The sequence below is a fragment of the Microbulbifer yueqingensis genome, from assembly GCF_900100355.1.
Lineage (GTDB): Bacteria > Pseudomonadota > Gammaproteobacteria > Pseudomonadales > Cellvibrionaceae > Microbulbifer > Microbulbifer yueqingensis.
Genome location: NZ_FNFH01000001.1, coordinates 272747 through 287078, shown reverse-complemented (window position 1 = coordinate 287078; position 14332 = coordinate 272747). Strand labels below are relative to the sequence as shown.

Below are 14332 nucleotides of genomic sequence, written 5' to 3'. Positions count from 1 at the left end.
CGCTTTCCGCCTCATTGTGGCCGCTGGGTAGTCTGGTGCGCGTCCAGTTCCCGGCAGATGGCTTCCTCCAGCTCCCGGTTGGCGGACTCGTCCAGCAGGGGCTCTCCCTCTGCGTCGGTAATATGGAAGATATCTTCCACTCGCTCGCCCAGGGTGGAAATCCTGGCATTGTGCAGGCGCAGGTCGTGGTCGATAAAAATCCGTGCGATGCGTGCCAGCAGGCCGGGGCGGTCGGCGCTGGTGATTTCCAGTGTGCTGTAGTGGTCGCCGGGTTCGGTGGACAGGCTGGCCCGTGTTTCCAGTTCGAACATCTTCAGCCTGCGCGGCGTGCGCCGCTTGATAACCTTGGAGTAATCCTCCACCAGTGCCAGTTCCTCCTGCAGGGTGGAGCGAATCTGCTCCAGCCTGGTGGGGTCCTCCAGCAGTGGCTGGCCGGATTCGTCCAGCACATAGAAGGTATCGAGTGTGTAGCCGGACGCCGAGCTGTAGAGGCGGGCATCATGGATGTTCAGGTTGAGCATGTCGAGGCCGGTAACCACGGCCGCGAAGACATTGGCGCGGTCGGGGGTGTACACGAACACCTCGGTGGCGCCGTCATGCTCGCCGCGTCCCGAGTTCCTGGTCAGGACCAGGGTGTCGTTCTCCTCGCCCTTTTCACTGGCACACATCAGCTGGTGGATGGCCGCGGTGTGCCAGGTGATATTGTCGGCGCTCTCGCGGACGAAGTAGTCATCACCCATCTGCGCCCAGATATCCTCGACGGCCTGTTGCGGCAGCCCCAGTGTCCGCAGGCTGGCGCTCGCCTGGGCGCGGGTCTCCTCGATGATTTCCTCCCGGTCGATGGGGTTCTCGAGGCCGCGGCGCAGCGCGCCCTGGGTGGCCTGGTAGAGCTGGCGCATGAGGCTGGCGCGCCAGCTGTTCCACAATTCCGGATTGGTGGCGTTGATGTCCGCCACGGTGAGCGCGTAGAGATAATCCAGGTGCTCCCGGTCACCAACCTCGCGGGCAAATTCGTGCACAACTTCGGGGTCACTGATGTCCTGCTTCTGGGAGACCGCGCTCATCAGCAGGTGTTTCTCCACCAGCCAACAGACCAGCCGACGGTCGCGGGCCGGCAAGTGGTGGCGCCGGCAGAAGGCATCGGCATCGCGAATGCCCAGGATTGAATGGTCGCCGCCGCGGCCCTTGGCGATATCGTGGTACAGGCCGGCGATATAGAGCAGCTCCGGTTTGCGCAGGCGCGCCATGATCTGGGCGGCGATGGGGTATTTCTCCCACGCTTCCGGACCGCGGAAACTGCGCATGTTGCGCACCACCTGCAGGGTGTGGGCGTCCACGGTGTAGATGTGGAAAAGGTCGTGCTGCATCTGGCCCGTGACGCGGCCGAACTCGGGCAGGTACCTTCCCAGGATGCCGTAGCGGGTCATGCGCGTGAGCTGGGTGGAGAGTCCCCGCGGGGCGCGCAGTAGCTGTATAAAGAGTTCCGCGTTGTGCGGGTCCGCACGGAAGTGGTCGTCGATCAGGTGGCGGTGCTCGCGGATCAGGCGGATGGTCGAGGCCCGCACACCCTCGATTTTCGGGTTTTCCGCCATCAGTACAAAGATTTCCAGCAGCGCCGACGGGTCCTCCACGAAGACGCCGGTCTGGGTCACCTCGATGGTATTGTCGCGCAGCTGGAAGCGCTCGTTAATGGGGGTGACGCTCTCGCTCTGGCCCCGCTGGAGGATGGCCTCGTCGAGGAACTGCAGCAGGACATCGTTGAGTTCCCGCAGTGCCATCACGATGCGGTAATAGCTGTGCATGAACTGCTCCACCGCCAGCTGGGTATCGCTGTCCTCGTAGCCAAACTGCTTCGCCAGCTCGCGCTGGTAATCGAACAGCAGGCGTTCCTCGGCGCGGCCGGCCAGCAGGTGCAGGCCGTAGCGCACACGCCACAGGAAGTCCTCACCGGACTGGAGGATGCCGAACTCCTCCTCGGTAAAGAAGCCTTTGCCCTGGAGCTGCTTGAGGGTGCGCACCTGGAAATAGCGCTTGGCCACCCAGCCGATGGTCTGGATGTCCCGCAGGCCGCCGGGCGCATTCTTGATATTGGGTTCGAGGTTGTACTCGGAGCCTTTCTGGCGGCTGTGCCGCTCCCGCTGTTCGGCGGACTTGGCCTCGAAAAACTCATCGGCTGGCCACAGCCGGTCCGGCGTCATCTGTTCCGCAAGCTGCCCGCGCAGCTTGTCGTCGCCTACCACGGTGCGGCATTCCATCAGGTTGGTGGCGACAGTAATGTCACTTCGCGCCATCTCCAGGCACTGCTCGATGGAGCGTACCGAGTGGCCGATATCGAGCCCCAGGTCCCACAGGAAGGCCACCAGGCGCTCGATATTGTCCACCACCTGGGGGTCAGGTTGGGCGCCGGTGAGTATCAGCAGGTCGATATCGGAGTGGGGGTGCAGTTCGCCGCGGCCGTAACCGCCCACTGCCAACAGGCCAACGCCGGTGGGCCACTGGTACTGATGCCAGGCATAGTGGAGCAGGCAGTCGACGAACAGGGCCCGCTCGTGGACCAGGGTGCGGACGTCCTCCCCCTCGCGAAAACGCTGCTCCATCTGCGTGTCGGCAGCGCCGGCTGCATCCTTGAATATCTCCAGGGCCGGCTTCTCTCCCGCCGCAAGGGCGCGACGGAACCGGGCCTGGTCAAAAAAGAACAGTGGGCGTGTGAAATAGGGGGTGTTGGCCAGCTGCATCGATCAGTTCCTCGGTCCCTCTTGGGCGGTATTGCGGATGGCTGCGGAGACCCGCGAGTCAGGGGTCGGCCTGGCCCCGAATCAGAAGTTCTCTTCGCTGCGGGCGGTGAGGACTTCGACTCCGTCGCTGGTCACCGCCATGGTGTGCTCCCACTGGGCCGACAGGCGACGATCAACGGTTACTGCCGTCCAGCCATCCCGCAGTACCTTGGTGTCCGGCTTGCCGGCGTTGATCATCGGTTCGATGGTAAAGGTCATGCCCTCCTCGAGGACCAGGCCGGTGCCGGGCTTGCCGTAATGCAGCACCTGCGGGTCCTCGTGGAAGACGTCACCGATGCCGTGGCCGCAGAAGTCCCGCACCACGGAGTAGTAGTTCTTCTCTGCATGCTGCTGGATTACATGGCCGATATCGCCGAGGGTGGTGCCCGGTCGCACCAGCTCGATGGCGCGGTAAAGGCATTCCTGGGTGATCCTGACCAGTCGCTCGGCGTGGGGCGCAGGGTTGCCGACGAAGTACATCTTGCTGGTATCCCCGTACCAGCCGTCCTTGATGACGGTGACATCGATATTGATGATGTCACCCTTCTTCAGGGTCTTGTTCTCAGCGGGGATGCCGTGGCAGACCACCTCGTTGACGGAAGTGCAGATCGACTTGGGGAAGCCGCGGTAGCCCAGGCATGCGGGGATGGCATTCTGCACATTGACGATATGGTCATGGCAGCGCCGGTCCAGCTCCTCGGTGGTGACGCCGGGAACCACGTATTCGCCGATCATCTCCAGCACCTCGGCGGCCAGGCGGCCGGCGGTGCGCATTTTGGCGATCTGTTCCGGGGTCTTGATGGATGTGGTCATACTCTACTCTGTCCGGGCTGGTTGCTGCTGGGTCCATGAAGCCGGGCAATGCCCCGGCGGGCGCGGTATTGTAGCGGATTCAGTGGCGCCGGGCATAACCGGCATGGCCTGCCGGGCCCGGGAGTGGCCCGGTCCGCCGCTGGGAGGGCCTTGTCGGCTTTTTGGCTTCCAGCGCCTGGCTGGATATGGTATAAAGCGCGCCGCTCTGGGCCGTCGGCCCCGGGCGAACATTCATTGACAAACGTCTCACATACACCGGCACATGTGCCTGGGTGTCCCGGAACTGCATCTGCAACGGGATTGGCGCATGGGGTGTGTGGAGGATATAACCCGGGAAGGAGCTGCCGGCCTCGGATGGCTGCTTCCGTAGATATTGAGGTTTTACCTATGCCGCAAGTCAGCATGCGCGATATGCTGCAGGCTGGTGTCCACTTTGGCCACCAGACCCGCTACTGGAACCCGAAGATGGGTCAGTTCATCTTTGGCGCCCGCAACAAGATCCACATCATCAACCTCGAGCACACTGTGCCGGCTTTCAACGAAGCCCTGCAGGTGATCAAGGGTATGGCCGCGCAGAAGAAGAAGATTCTGTTCGTCGGCACCAAGCGCGCCGCGCAGAAGTCCATCCGCGAGCAGGCCGAGCGCTCTGGCATGCCTTACGTCAGCAACCGCTGGCTGGGCGGCATGCTCACCAACTACAAGACCATCCGCGCTTCCATCAAGCGCTATCGTGACCTGGAGGCCCAGTCCCAGGACGGTACCTTCGAGAAGCTGACCAAGAAAGAAGCCCTGATGCGCACCCGTACGATGGAGAAGCTCGAGCGCTCCATCGGTGGTATCAAGGACATGGGTGGCCTCCCGGACGCACTGTTCGTGATCGACGTCGAGCACGAGCGCATCGCCATTCAGGAAGCGAACAAGCTGGGTATCCCGGTGATCGCCGTAGTTGACACCAACAGCGATCCGGCGGGCGTGGACTACGTCATCCCCGGCAACGACGACGCGATTCGCGCGATCAAGCTGTACACTACCGCTGTGGCGGACGCCGTTATCGCCGGCGCCGCAGAAGCAGGTGGCAGCGCGGCGCAGAACGAGTACGTCGAAGCGAGCGACGACGAAGCCGCTGCGGAGTAAATCGCAGGGCGCAGCGGTGCGACAGTGAAGCGTTGCACTGCGAATTGGAAAGGGGCCCACTACTGGCCCCTTTTTTTCAAATCCTATTCATTAGCGAACGAACCCCGAGGATTGAATCATGGCGATTACCGCGTCTATGGTAAAAGAACTGCGCGAGCGCACCGGCCTGCCGATGATGGAGTGCAAGAAAGCCCTGAGCGAGGCCGATGGCGATATCGAGAAGGCGATTGAGGACCTGCGCAAGGCCTCCGGCCTGAAGGCGGCCAAGAAAGCCGGCCGTACCGCGGCTGATGGTGTGGTGGCTGCGAAGGTTGCCGAGGATGGCAGCTACGGCGTGCTGGTAGAAGTTAACTCCGAGACTGATTTCGTGGCCCGGGACGACAACTTCAAGGCATTCGTCGAGAAGGTGGTTGAGAAGGCTTTCTCCGAGCGCCAGGAAGATGTTGCCGCACTGATGGACGGCGAGCTGGAAACCGCCCGCGAGGCCCTGGTGCAGAAGATTGGCGAAAACATCGGCGTGCGCCGTGTACAGGTAGTTGAAGCTCCGGTGGTCGGCGCCTACGTCCACTCCAACAACCGCATCGCTTCCCTCGTTGCCCTGAGCGGCGGCGACCAGGAGCTGGCGCGTGACGTGGCCATGCACGTGGCTGCGGTCAACCCGCAGGTCAACAAGCCGGAAGATATGCCGGCCGAGGTGCTGGAGAAGGAAAAGGAAATCATCAAGGCCCAGCCTGATATGGAAGGCAAGCCGGCTGAGATCGTCGAGAAGATGATGGGTGGCCGTATCAAGAAGTTCCTCAAGGAGAACAGCCTGGTGGAACAGCCTTTCGTCAAGAACCCGGACCTGACCGTGGGCAAGCTGGCGAAAGATGCCGGTGCCGATGTGGTCAGCTTTGTCCGCTTCGAGGTGGGCGAGGGTATCGAGAAGGAAGATGTGGACTTTGCCGCCGAAGTGGCCGCTCAGGTCAAATCTTCTTCTTAATCGATGACTTGTGGCCGCCCGGCGGGCGGCCAGCTGCAGAGGGGTGCTTGTGGTGGGCTCTCAGGGGGTCATCGCGGCACCCCTCTGTGTAAATGACCGAAATTGTTGTAATGTTCGGCGGCAATACCTGCCAGCGCTAGTGAGGAACAGAGGATGCCCGGTGTAAAAGACCGCAAGTACAAGCGAATCCTGTTGAAGCTCAGCGGTGAAGAGCTGATGGGAGACCAGGGGTTTGGTATCAGCCCCAAGGTACTGGACAAGATGGCCCTGGAAATTGGGCAGTTGGTGGGCATCGGGGTCCAGGTGGGCCTTGTGATTGGTGGTGGCAACCTCTTTCGCGGCGCGGCACTGCATGCGGCCGGGCTCGACCGGGTCACCGGTGACCACATGGGGATGCTCGCCACGGTGATGAATGCGCTGGCGATGCGCGATGCGCTGGAGCGCTCCAATATTTCCTCGCGCGTAATGTCGTCGATCCAGATGAGTGGTATCGTCGACCACTATGACCGCCGGGCGGCCGTGCGTCACCTTGAGCGCGGTGAGGTGCTGATATTTGCCGCCGGGACCGGCAACCCCTTCTTTACCACCGATTCCGCCGCCTGCCTGCGCGGTATCGAGATTGAGGCGGAGCTGGTACTGAAGGCGACCAAGGTCGATGGTGTTTACTCCGCCGACCCGGTACTGGACCCGACGGCGACCCGCTATGACCAGTTGACCTTCGATGAGGTGCTGGACAAAAAGCTGGGTGTAATGGATTTAACTGCAATCTGCCTGTGCCGGGACAACAATATGCCCGTGCGGGTTTTCCGCATGGACAAGACCGGTGCACTGCTCAATATCGTAGTGGGTGGTGAAGAGGGCACGTTAATTGAAGAGGAAGTGAGACAGTGATCGAAGATATCAAGAAAGATGCCAAGGTGCGCATGGGCAAGGCCCTCGACGCCCTGGGTAGCAACTTCAATAAAATCCGTACCGGCCGTGCACACCCCAGCATCCTCGACGGTATCCACGTCTCTTACTACGGTGCCGACACCCCGCTGTCGCAGGTCGCCAATGTAAATGTCGAGGACGCCCGGACCCTCTCCGTTACACCGTGGGAAAAGAACCTGGTACCGGAGATCGAAAAGGCGATCATGAAATCCGACCTGGGCCTCAACCCCAGCACTGCAGGGACCGTCATCCGCATCCCGATGCCGGCGCTGACCGAGGAGACCCGCAAGAACTTCATCAAGCAGGCCAGGAGCGAGGCGGAAACCGCCCGGGTATCCATCCGCAACATCCGCCGGGATGCACTGGCGGACGTCAAGGCCCTGCTCAAGGACAAGGAGATCTCCGAGGACGACGAGCGCCGGGCCAATGATGAAATCCAGAAAATCACTGACCAGTATGTGGCCGACGTAGACAAGGCGCTGGCGGCGAAAGAAAAGGACCTGATGGAAATCTGATGGCTGTTGGTGGTTCCCCCGAAGAGGTAACCCGCGAGGGACCGCGGCATATCGCCATTATCATGGACGGTAATGGTCGCTGGGCGGCCCAGCGTGGCCTGCCCCCCTCGGCCGGTCACAAGGCCGGCGTCGAGCGGATACGCGACCTGGTTTCCGCCTGCAAGGAGAGGGGGGTCGAGGCGCTTACCCTTTTTGCTTTTTCCAGCGAGAACTGGCAGCGACCGCCGAAAGAGGTGGAGCTGCTGATGAGCCTGTTTTACTCCTACCTGCGCAAAGAGGCAGTGCGCATGAAGGAGGAAGGGGTGCGGCTGCGGGTAATCGGCCGCCGGGATCGCTTTTCGCCGCGCCTGCGGCGGGCTATCGAAGAGGCTGAAACGGTCACCGCCGACGGTACCCAGGGCAACCTGGTGATTGCAGCCGACTACGGTGGGCAGTGGGATATCGTCGCCGCCGCGCGCCGCCTTGCCGAAGAAGTGGCTGCGGGAAACCGGACGCCGGATTCCATTACGGAGCAGACACTGGCAGAGTATGTGCAGCTGGCCGACCTGCCACCGGTCGACCTGTTAATCCGCTCCAGCGGGGAGCAGCGGATCAGCAACTTTATCCTGTGGCAGGCGGCTTATAGCGAGTTTTACTTTACCGACGCCCTCTGGCCGGATTTCGGTGAGGGTGAGTTGGACGCGGCGATCGCCGCCTACTCCCGACGCGATAGGCGCTATGGCGGGCGCAGTGGTGATGGTGGGCTGAAAGCGCAGGCCTGACATCCATCCTATGACTAGGCAACAAAGGGTTTTACGGTGCTAAAACAAAGAATAATTACCGCGCTGGTATTGGTGGCCCTGTTTCTCGGCGCGCTGTTCCTGCTGCCGATCCAGTGGTTCTCGCTCGCCACGGTAGCGGTCATCCTGCTGGGTGGCTGGGAGTGGGCCAATCTCTCGAATCTCAACCGCGCCCTGCGCTTCGTCTTTCTCGGCGCCCTGGGGATCGCCCTGATCGCTGCGGCACAATATGTGTTCGCAATGGACTTTGGCAGCCCGGATACCGCACGAGCGCGGCATATCCTGGCCGTGGCCTGCGGCTGGTGGGCGCTCGCTTTCCTGTGGGTGCAGAGCTACCCTGCCAGTGCCATGCTGTGGGGCAATCGCTGGGCCCGGGGCCTGATCGGCCTGGTGGTACTGGTGCCGGCCTGGCTGTCAGTGGTCATCCTGCGTGGGCAGGAGCACGGTGCCTGGCTGGTCCTTTTTGTGGTCGCGGTGGTTGTTGCCGCGGATGTCGGCGCCTACTTTGTCGGCCGGCGCTTCGGCAAGCACAAACTCGCGCGAGAGGTCAGTCCCGGCAAGTCCTGGGAGGGTTTTTTCGGTGGGCTGGCGGCCTGCCTGATCCTGGCTGTTTCCGTCTCCATCCTGCTCGAGCTGCCCTTCAAGAACAGTGCGCTTTTCTCCTTTGGGATCCTGGTCACGGCGGTGGCCTCGGTAATCGGCGACCTGTCAGAGAGCATGTTCAAGCGGCACCGGGGAATCAAGGACAGCAGTCGCATACTGCCGGGGCATGGCGGTATTCTCGACCGGCTGGATAGTCTTTCGGCGGCCCTGCCGGTGTTTACCATGGCGGCACTGGCCAGTGAGTTGCCGAAGTATCTTTAAACATACCTTCAGTTCAGTTGCGTAAGCCAGGGCTTTAGTCGCGCAAGCCCGTACGAACTATCCGCGGAAGGCCGCGGAATTTCCCGCAGTTCTACCCAAACAGGGTGGGACATTGCGGGCCCAGAGAGGTAAAGCAGGAATCTATGCAATCCCAGCAGCAACAATCCGTGAGCGTACTGGGCGCGACCGGATCAATCGGCCTGAGCACCCTGGATGTGCTCGCCCGTCATCCGCAGAGGTACTCTGTCTTTGCGCTGACCGCTCGCGAGCGCATTGAACAGCTGGCCGAGCAATGCCGCCGCTTTGCGCCCGAATTTGCTGTGGTGGCTGATGAGGAAGGCGCGGCGCGGCTCCGGCGGATGCTGGCGGACAGCGAGTTGCCCACAGAAGTGCTCTGGGGTGTGGAGGGGCTATGCCGGGTGGCGTCCGATCCCCGGGTGGATACCGTTATGGCCGCCATCGTCGGCGCCGCGGGACTGCGTCCCACCCTGGCGGCTGTTGAGGCCGGCAAACGGGTGCTGCTGGCTAACAAGGAAGCCCTGGTGATGGCCGGGCCTGTATTTATGCGGGCCCTCGCAGCCAGCGACGCAGTGATGCTGCCGATCGACAGCGAGCACAATGCGATTTTCCAGTGCCTGCCTCAGCCCTGCGGCGGCCTGACAGCCGCCGGGGTGGAAAAGATCCTGCTGACTGGCTCCGGGGGCCCATTCCGGCGTCACCCGCTGGACTCCCTGCATCACGTGACTCCGGATGAGGCATGTGCCCACCCCAACTGGTCTATGGGGCGTAAGATTTCGGTCGACTCAGCCACCATGATGAACAAGGGGCTCGAGTTTATTGAGGCCTGCCTGCTGTTCGACGCGGAACCGGCCCAGATCGAGGTAGTGGTTCACCCGCAGAGTATCGTGCACTCTATGGTGCAGTACCGGGATGGCTCACTGCTGGCGCAGATGGGGAACCCGGATATGCGTACGCCGATCGCCCACGCACTGGCTTTCCCTGAGCGGATCGATAGCGGTGTGGCGGCGCTGGACCTCATCGCCCAGGGTCGCCTCGACTTCGAGGCCCCGGACCCGGGGCGCTTCCCATGCCTGCGGCTAGCGCGCGAGGCCATGGCCACGGGCGGCAGCCTTCCCACAGTGCTCAATGCCGCCAATGAGGTGGCGGTAGAGGCCTTCCTCGAGGGCCGGCTGTCGTTTACCGCCATCCCGGAAGTGATCGAGCGTGTCATGGGATCCATGCCAGCGGTTGAACTGACGGGCTTGGAAGCAGTCGAAAATGCGGATAGCCGGGCTCGCGCCCTGGCTGCAGAGATGCTGGAGTCCGCCTGAAGCGGGCCCGGATTATCGCAGCCGGGCCACGAGAGTGGCATTAACTGACGAGTAACTATGGATCTGATTCAGACGGTACTCTGGGCGCTGGTCGCTCTCGGGGTCCTGGTATCTTTTCACGAATTCGGGCACTTCCTGGTCGCCAGACTCTGCGGTGTGAAGGTGCTGCGCTTTTCCGTGGGTTTCGGTCGCCGCCTTGTGTCGCGCTACGACCGGCACGGCACGGAATTTACTGTCTCCGCCATTCCGCTGGGCGGCTATGTAAAGATGCTCGATGAGCGCGAGGGGCCGGTGCCGCCTGAACAGCTCGGCCAGGCCTTCAATCGCAAGAATGTGTGGGCCCGTATTGCCATTGCCGCGGCCGGGCCGCTTGCGAACTTCCTGCTTGCCATTGTGCTGTTCTGGGCCGTGTTCATGGGCGGGACTGCAGGGCCCGTGCCGGTAGTGGGAGAGGTAGAGCCCGGGAGCATCGCTGCCCGCGCGGGTCTGGAGACCGGACAGGAGATCCTGGCCGTCGATGGCCAGCCGACGCCGACCTGGCAGGCCCTCAACTGGCGCCTGGCCAACCGGCTGGGGGACTCGGGCACGATCGAGTTTACCGTTCGCTACCCGGATTCGGACCTGGAGTATCACTCGGTCGCCGATATCGACCGCTGGCTGGCGGGCCAGGAGGTGCCGGACCCGGTGGCGGAAACCGGCCTGGAGCTCTGGACCCCGCCGGTCACGATGACCCTGGCACAGGTGACCCCGGAGAGCCCGGCCGCCGCAGCCGGGCTCAAGGCCGGCGACCGGATAGTGTCCACTGACAGCAGGGTCTTTGAGAGCTGGGAGGAATGGACCGGGTATGTGCGTGCCCGTGCCGATCAGCCTCTCAAGGTTGGCGTGGAGCGCAACGGGGAGCGGCTTGACCTGACAGTGATCCCGGCGCTGGTGACCCTGGAGAGCGGTGAGCGGATAGGCCGTATCGGTGTTTTGCCAGTGGTTGAGTCCTGGCCTGAAGACCGCGTGCGTACGTATCACTACGGCGTGCTGGGGGCCCTGGTGAAAGGGACAAAGGAGACCTGGGACAAGACCCTGTTTACCCTTAACAGCCTCAAGAAACTGGTATTCGGCCAGCTATCGACCAAGAACTTGAGCGGTCCTATCACCATTGCTAAAGTGGCCGGCACTTCGGCGGAGGCCGGCTGGCAGTCATTCCTGTCGCTGCTGGCCCTCCTGAGTGTCAGCCTGGGGGTACTCAACCTGCTGCCGATCCCGGTGCTGGATGGGGGGCACCTGCTCTATTATGGCATCGAGGTAATCAAAGGCTCGCCAGTGTCGGAGCGGGTGCAGATGATCGGCCTGCAGGTTGGCATGGCACTGGTGCTGGGTATCATGGGGCTGGCCCTTTATAACGATATTCTGCGTTTGTAGCGCAGTGGCGCTACATAGCATTGAACCCCGTCCATTTGTGGTGGCGGGGTGGCCCACTGGGGCGGGGACGGGTGCACAAAGACGGCACTGTCCCCAGGTCCCTCCCCCGCGTCGCGGAGGAGGGGCGGGAGACGGGCGCAAACGTGCGGCCAGCTCCACTGGAATTGCGAATAAACACTTTGGATTTTGTTGATGAAAGATTTCCTGAAAGCGGCCTCGCTTGGGCTGGCCCTGCCGGTAAGCGTGGTTGCCCAGTCGTTCGTGGTTAACGATATTCGGGTGGAAGGCCTGCAGCGGGTTTCGGCGGGTACGGTATTTGCCGCCCTGCCCGTAAGGGTTGGCGACACCGTCGAGAGCCTGGAGATCCAGACCGCCACGCGCGCGCTGTTCCGCACCGGCTACTTCCAGGATATCCAGATTGGTCGCGAGAACGGTGTCCTGGTGATCACCGTACGTGAGCGCCCGGCGATTTCCGAGATTGAGATCACCGGTAACAAGGCCATCCAGACCGAGGACCTGCTCAAGGGCATGGCGGAGAACGGTCTCGCCGAGGGCCAGATTTTCAAACGGGCGACGCTCGAGGGACTGGCGCAGGAGCTTGAGCGCCAGTATGTGGCGCAGGGTCGCTACGGTGCCAGCGTGAAGACTGAGGTCAAGGAGCTGCCTCGCAACCAGGTCGAACTCAAGGTGATCGTCGATGAGGGTTCCGTCGCGGCCATCAAGCATATCAATATCGTCGGTAACCAGGCTTTTTCCGACGAGGAGCTCGAGGAAATTTTCGAGCTGCAGACCAGTGGCTGGCTCTCGTGGCTGAGTAGTGACGACAAGTACTCCCGGGAGAAGCTCACCGGCGACCTGGAGCGCCTCGAGTCCTATTACCTCGACCGCGGTTACCTGGAGTTCAAGATTGATTCCACCCAGGTATCCCTGAGCCCGGACAAGGAAAGTGTCTTTATTACCGTCAATGTGACCGAGGGCGACGTCTACAAGGTGAGTGAAGTCGATCTCGCCGGTGACCCGGTGGTTTCCGAGGAGGAGATCCGCCGTCTCCTGCTGGTGCGGGAAGGACAGACGTTCTCCCAGGTATTGATGACCACTACTTCGGACTACATTACCAAGCGGCTCGGCAACGAGGGGTATACCTTTGCCGAGGTCAATGGCATGCCGGAGCCCAATGAGGAAGACAAGACGGTCAAGGTGACCTTCTTCATTGACCCGGGCAAGCGGGCTTACGTGCGGCGAATCAACTTCCGTGGCAATACCCGCACCTCTGACGAGGTGCTCCGCCGGGAGATGCGCCAGATGGAGTCATCATCTGCCTCGTCTGCGCGCATCGAGCAATCCAAGGTTCGCCTGGAGCGACTGGGTTACTTCAAGGAAGTGCAGGTCGAAACCACCGAGGTGCCGGGCACCTCGGACCAGATCGACGTGGAGTACACAGTCGAGGAGCAGCCCTCCGGTACCATCGGTGGCACCGTAGGTTACGCCCAGAATAGCGGCATCGTCCTTGGTGCCAATGTGCAGGAGAATAACTGGCTCGGCACGGGCAAATCGGTTGGTGTGGCAATTAACACTTCCCGCTACCAGACCGTTGCCAACTTCTCCTACACAGATCCCTATTTCACCCCGGATGGTGTCAGCCGCGGTTTCAATGTGTTCTACCAGGAGCGCGATTACTCCGAAATCAACCTGGCAAGCTACAACACCACAACTTATGGTGCCGGCCTGAACTTCGGCTACCCGATTTCCGAAATTTCCCGCGTGGGCGTCAACTTCGGCTTCAGCCACCTGGAACTCGGTACGCGCACCAATTCGGTCAAGGAAATCAGTGAAACTCCCCGGCCGATAGAAGGTATCGATAGTAGTATTCAGTCCAGCGATGTGGTTTTCGATCAAGCGGCCCAACGCTATTTTTCTCCCGAGCTGCAGGAGGCACGCGCGGCCGGAGAGGCGCTCGATCTCAGTGCGCCGGTAGATCCCGCTTTGCTCAACACCGACCTGGACGGATTCGTGGATGTTAATGGAGACGAATTTGATACCTTCTCGGTCACCGGTTCTTATGCCCGCTCGACCCTCAACCGGGGCATCCTGGCCACCCGCGGCTCATCGCAACGTGCCTCGGTAGAGGTGGCAGTACCCGGCGGGGATCTGGAATATTACAAGTTTATCTACACTGCCCAGTACTTCCGTCCTCTGACCAAGGACCTGACGCTGCGGTTGCGCACGCGCCTGGGCTATGCTGACAGTTTTGGCGATACTTCCGAGCTACCTTTCTTTGAGAACTTCTACGGCGGTGGCTTCGGCTCCGTGCGCGGTTTCGAGCGTAATACGCTCGGTCCACGTTCGACTCCCCCCACGCCTTATGCGACTGTAGCCTGCGCGACTGAAGACGGAGTGATTACGGAGGTCTGCTACGTGCAAAATGCTGCGGGAGACACCTTGGCAGTGCAGCCGTCTTTTCGTGAACCGCAGCCCTTCGGCGGCAACATCCTGATGGAGGGTAGCGCAGAGGTAATTTTCCCGCTGCCGTTCATCAAGGACCAGCGATCGATGCAATCCGCTTTCTTCATCGATGCGGGTAATGTCTTTGATACCAGCTGTGGCGAATCCCAGCTCAACTGCTACGATGTGGATCTCGAGCGGGTGAATGTCTCGGCAGGTATCGGGTTGACCTGGATTTCCGGTTTTGGCCCGCTCACCTTCAGCGTGGCCAAGGCATTGGAGAAGAACGACGAAGACGAGGTCGAAGTATTCCAGTTCTCCCTGGGTAACAGTTTCTGATCTGTCCCGGGAGCGA

General features: G+C 61.6%; 11 protein-coding genes. 9 read left to right on the top strand and 2 right to left on the bottom strand.

Annotation, left to right across the window (positions count from 1 at the left end; translation table 11 throughout):
- Nucleotides 1–11 precede the first annotated feature (11 nt).
- Nucleotides 12–2735, bottom strand: coding sequence for a [protein-PII] uridylyltransferase (locus BLT26_RS01280; RefSeq protein WP_091506944.1), 2724 nt, complete (start codon nt 2733–2735; stop codon nt 12–14).
- Between the two features lie 81 nt (nt 2736–2816).
- Nucleotides 2817–3587: a type I methionyl aminopeptidase gene (map, locus tag BLT26_RS01275; protein ID WP_091506941.1), complete on the bottom strand. Its 771-nt coding sequence runs from the start codon at nt 3585–3587 to the stop codon at nt 2817–2819.
- Nucleotides 3588–3974: 387 nt separating this feature from the next.
- On the opposite strand from map, the gene rpsB reads away from it, so the two are divergent.
- The 9 genes from rpsB (at nt 3975) to bamA (ending at nt 14316) form a co-directional block, all read left to right on the top strand.
- The gene (gene rpsB, locus BLT26_RS01270) at nt 3975–4721 is read left to right on the top strand and encodes a 30S ribosomal protein S2 (RefSeq protein WP_091508668.1); all 747 of its coding nucleotides are present in this window, start codon (nt 3975–3977) and stop codon (nt 4719–4721) included.
- A 118-nt stretch (nt 4722–4839) separates the two neighbouring features.
- The gene (tsf, locus tag BLT26_RS01265; RefSeq protein ID WP_091506938.1) at nt 4840–5703 is read left to right on the top strand and encodes a translation elongation factor Ts; all 864 of its coding nucleotides are present in this window, start codon (nt 4840–4842) and stop codon (nt 5701–5703) included.
- A gap of 153 nt (nt 5704–5856) precedes the next feature.
- Nucleotides 5857–6594, top strand: a complete 738-nt coding sequence (gene pyrH / locus BLT26_RS01260) for a UMP kinase (protein ID WP_091506935.1) — start codon at nt 5857–5859, stop codon at nt 6592–6594.
- The gene (gene frr, locus BLT26_RS01255; protein ID WP_091506932.1) at nt 6591–7148 is read left to right on the top strand and encodes a ribosome recycling factor; all 558 of its coding nucleotides are present in this window, start codon (nt 6591–6593) and stop codon (nt 7146–7148) included. The genes pyrH and frr overlap by 4 nt, the downstream gene beginning before the upstream one ends.
- On the top strand, nt 7148–7909 hold the full coding sequence (uppS, locus tag BLT26_RS01250; RefSeq protein WP_091506928.1) for a polyprenyl diphosphate synthase: 762 nt from the start codon (nt 7148–7150) through the stop codon (nt 7907–7909). Before frr ends, uppS begins: the two co-directional genes overlap by 1 nt.
- Nucleotides 7910–7945: 36 nt before the next feature.
- A complete protein-coding gene (locus BLT26_RS01245; protein ID WP_091506925.1) occupies nt 7946–8791 on the top strand; it encodes a phosphatidate cytidylyltransferase in 846 nt (281 codons plus the stop codon).
- A gap of 143 nt (nt 8792–8934) precedes the next feature.
- Nucleotides 8935–10122 (top strand): 1-deoxy-D-xylulose-5-phosphate reductoisomerase, encoded by a 1188-nt coding sequence (gene ispC / locus BLT26_RS01240; RefSeq protein WP_091506923.1) that lies wholly within the window; start codon nt 8935–8937, stop codon nt 10120–10122.
- A 57-nt stretch (nt 10123–10179) separates the two neighbouring features.
- Nucleotides 10180–11535, top strand: coding sequence for an RIP metalloprotease RseP (gene rseP / locus BLT26_RS01235; protein ID WP_091506920.1), 1356 nt, complete (start codon nt 10180–10182; stop codon nt 11533–11535).
- Nucleotides 11536–11727: 192 nt separating this feature from the next.
- On the top strand, nt 11728–14316 hold the full coding sequence (bamA, locus tag BLT26_RS01230; RefSeq protein WP_091506916.1) for an outer membrane protein assembly factor BamA: 2589 nt from the start codon (nt 11728–11730) through the stop codon (nt 14314–14316).
- Nucleotides 14317–14332 lie beyond the last annotated feature (16 nt).

Bases quoted from the DNA above. Each gene is read 5' to 3' on its own strand.
- BLT26_RS01280 (WP_091506944.1), bottom strand. From the start codon at position 2,735: ATGCAGCTGGCCAACACCCCCTATTTCACACGCCCACTGTTCTTTTTT.
- map (WP_091506941.1), bottom strand. From the start codon at position 3,587: ATGACCACATCCATCAAGACCCCGGAACAGATCGCCAAAATGCGCACC.
- rpsB (WP_091508668.1), top strand. From the start codon at position 3,975: ATGCCGCAAGTCAGCATGCGCGATATGCTGCAGGCTGGTGTCCACTTT.
- tsf (WP_091506938.1), top strand. From the start codon at position 4,840: ATGGCGATTACCGCGTCTATGGTAAAAGAACTGCGCGAGCGCACCGGC.
- pyrH (WP_091506935.1), top strand. From the start codon at position 5,857: ATGCCCGGTGTAAAAGACCGCAAGTACAAGCGAATCCTGTTGAAGCTC.
- uppS (WP_091506928.1), top strand. From the start codon at position 7,148: ATGGCTGTTGGTGGTTCCCCCGAAGAGGTAACCCGCGAGGGACCGCGG.
- ispC (WP_091506923.1), top strand. From the start codon at position 8,935: ATGCAATCCCAGCAGCAACAATCCGTGAGCGTACTGGGCGCGACCGGA.
- rseP (WP_091506920.1), top strand. From the start codon at position 10,180: ATGGATCTGATTCAGACGGTACTCTGGGCGCTGGTCGCTCTCGGGGTC.
- bamA (WP_091506916.1), top strand. From the start codon at position 11,728: ATGAAAGATTTCCTGAAAGCGGCCTCGCTTGGGCTGGCCCTGCCGGTA.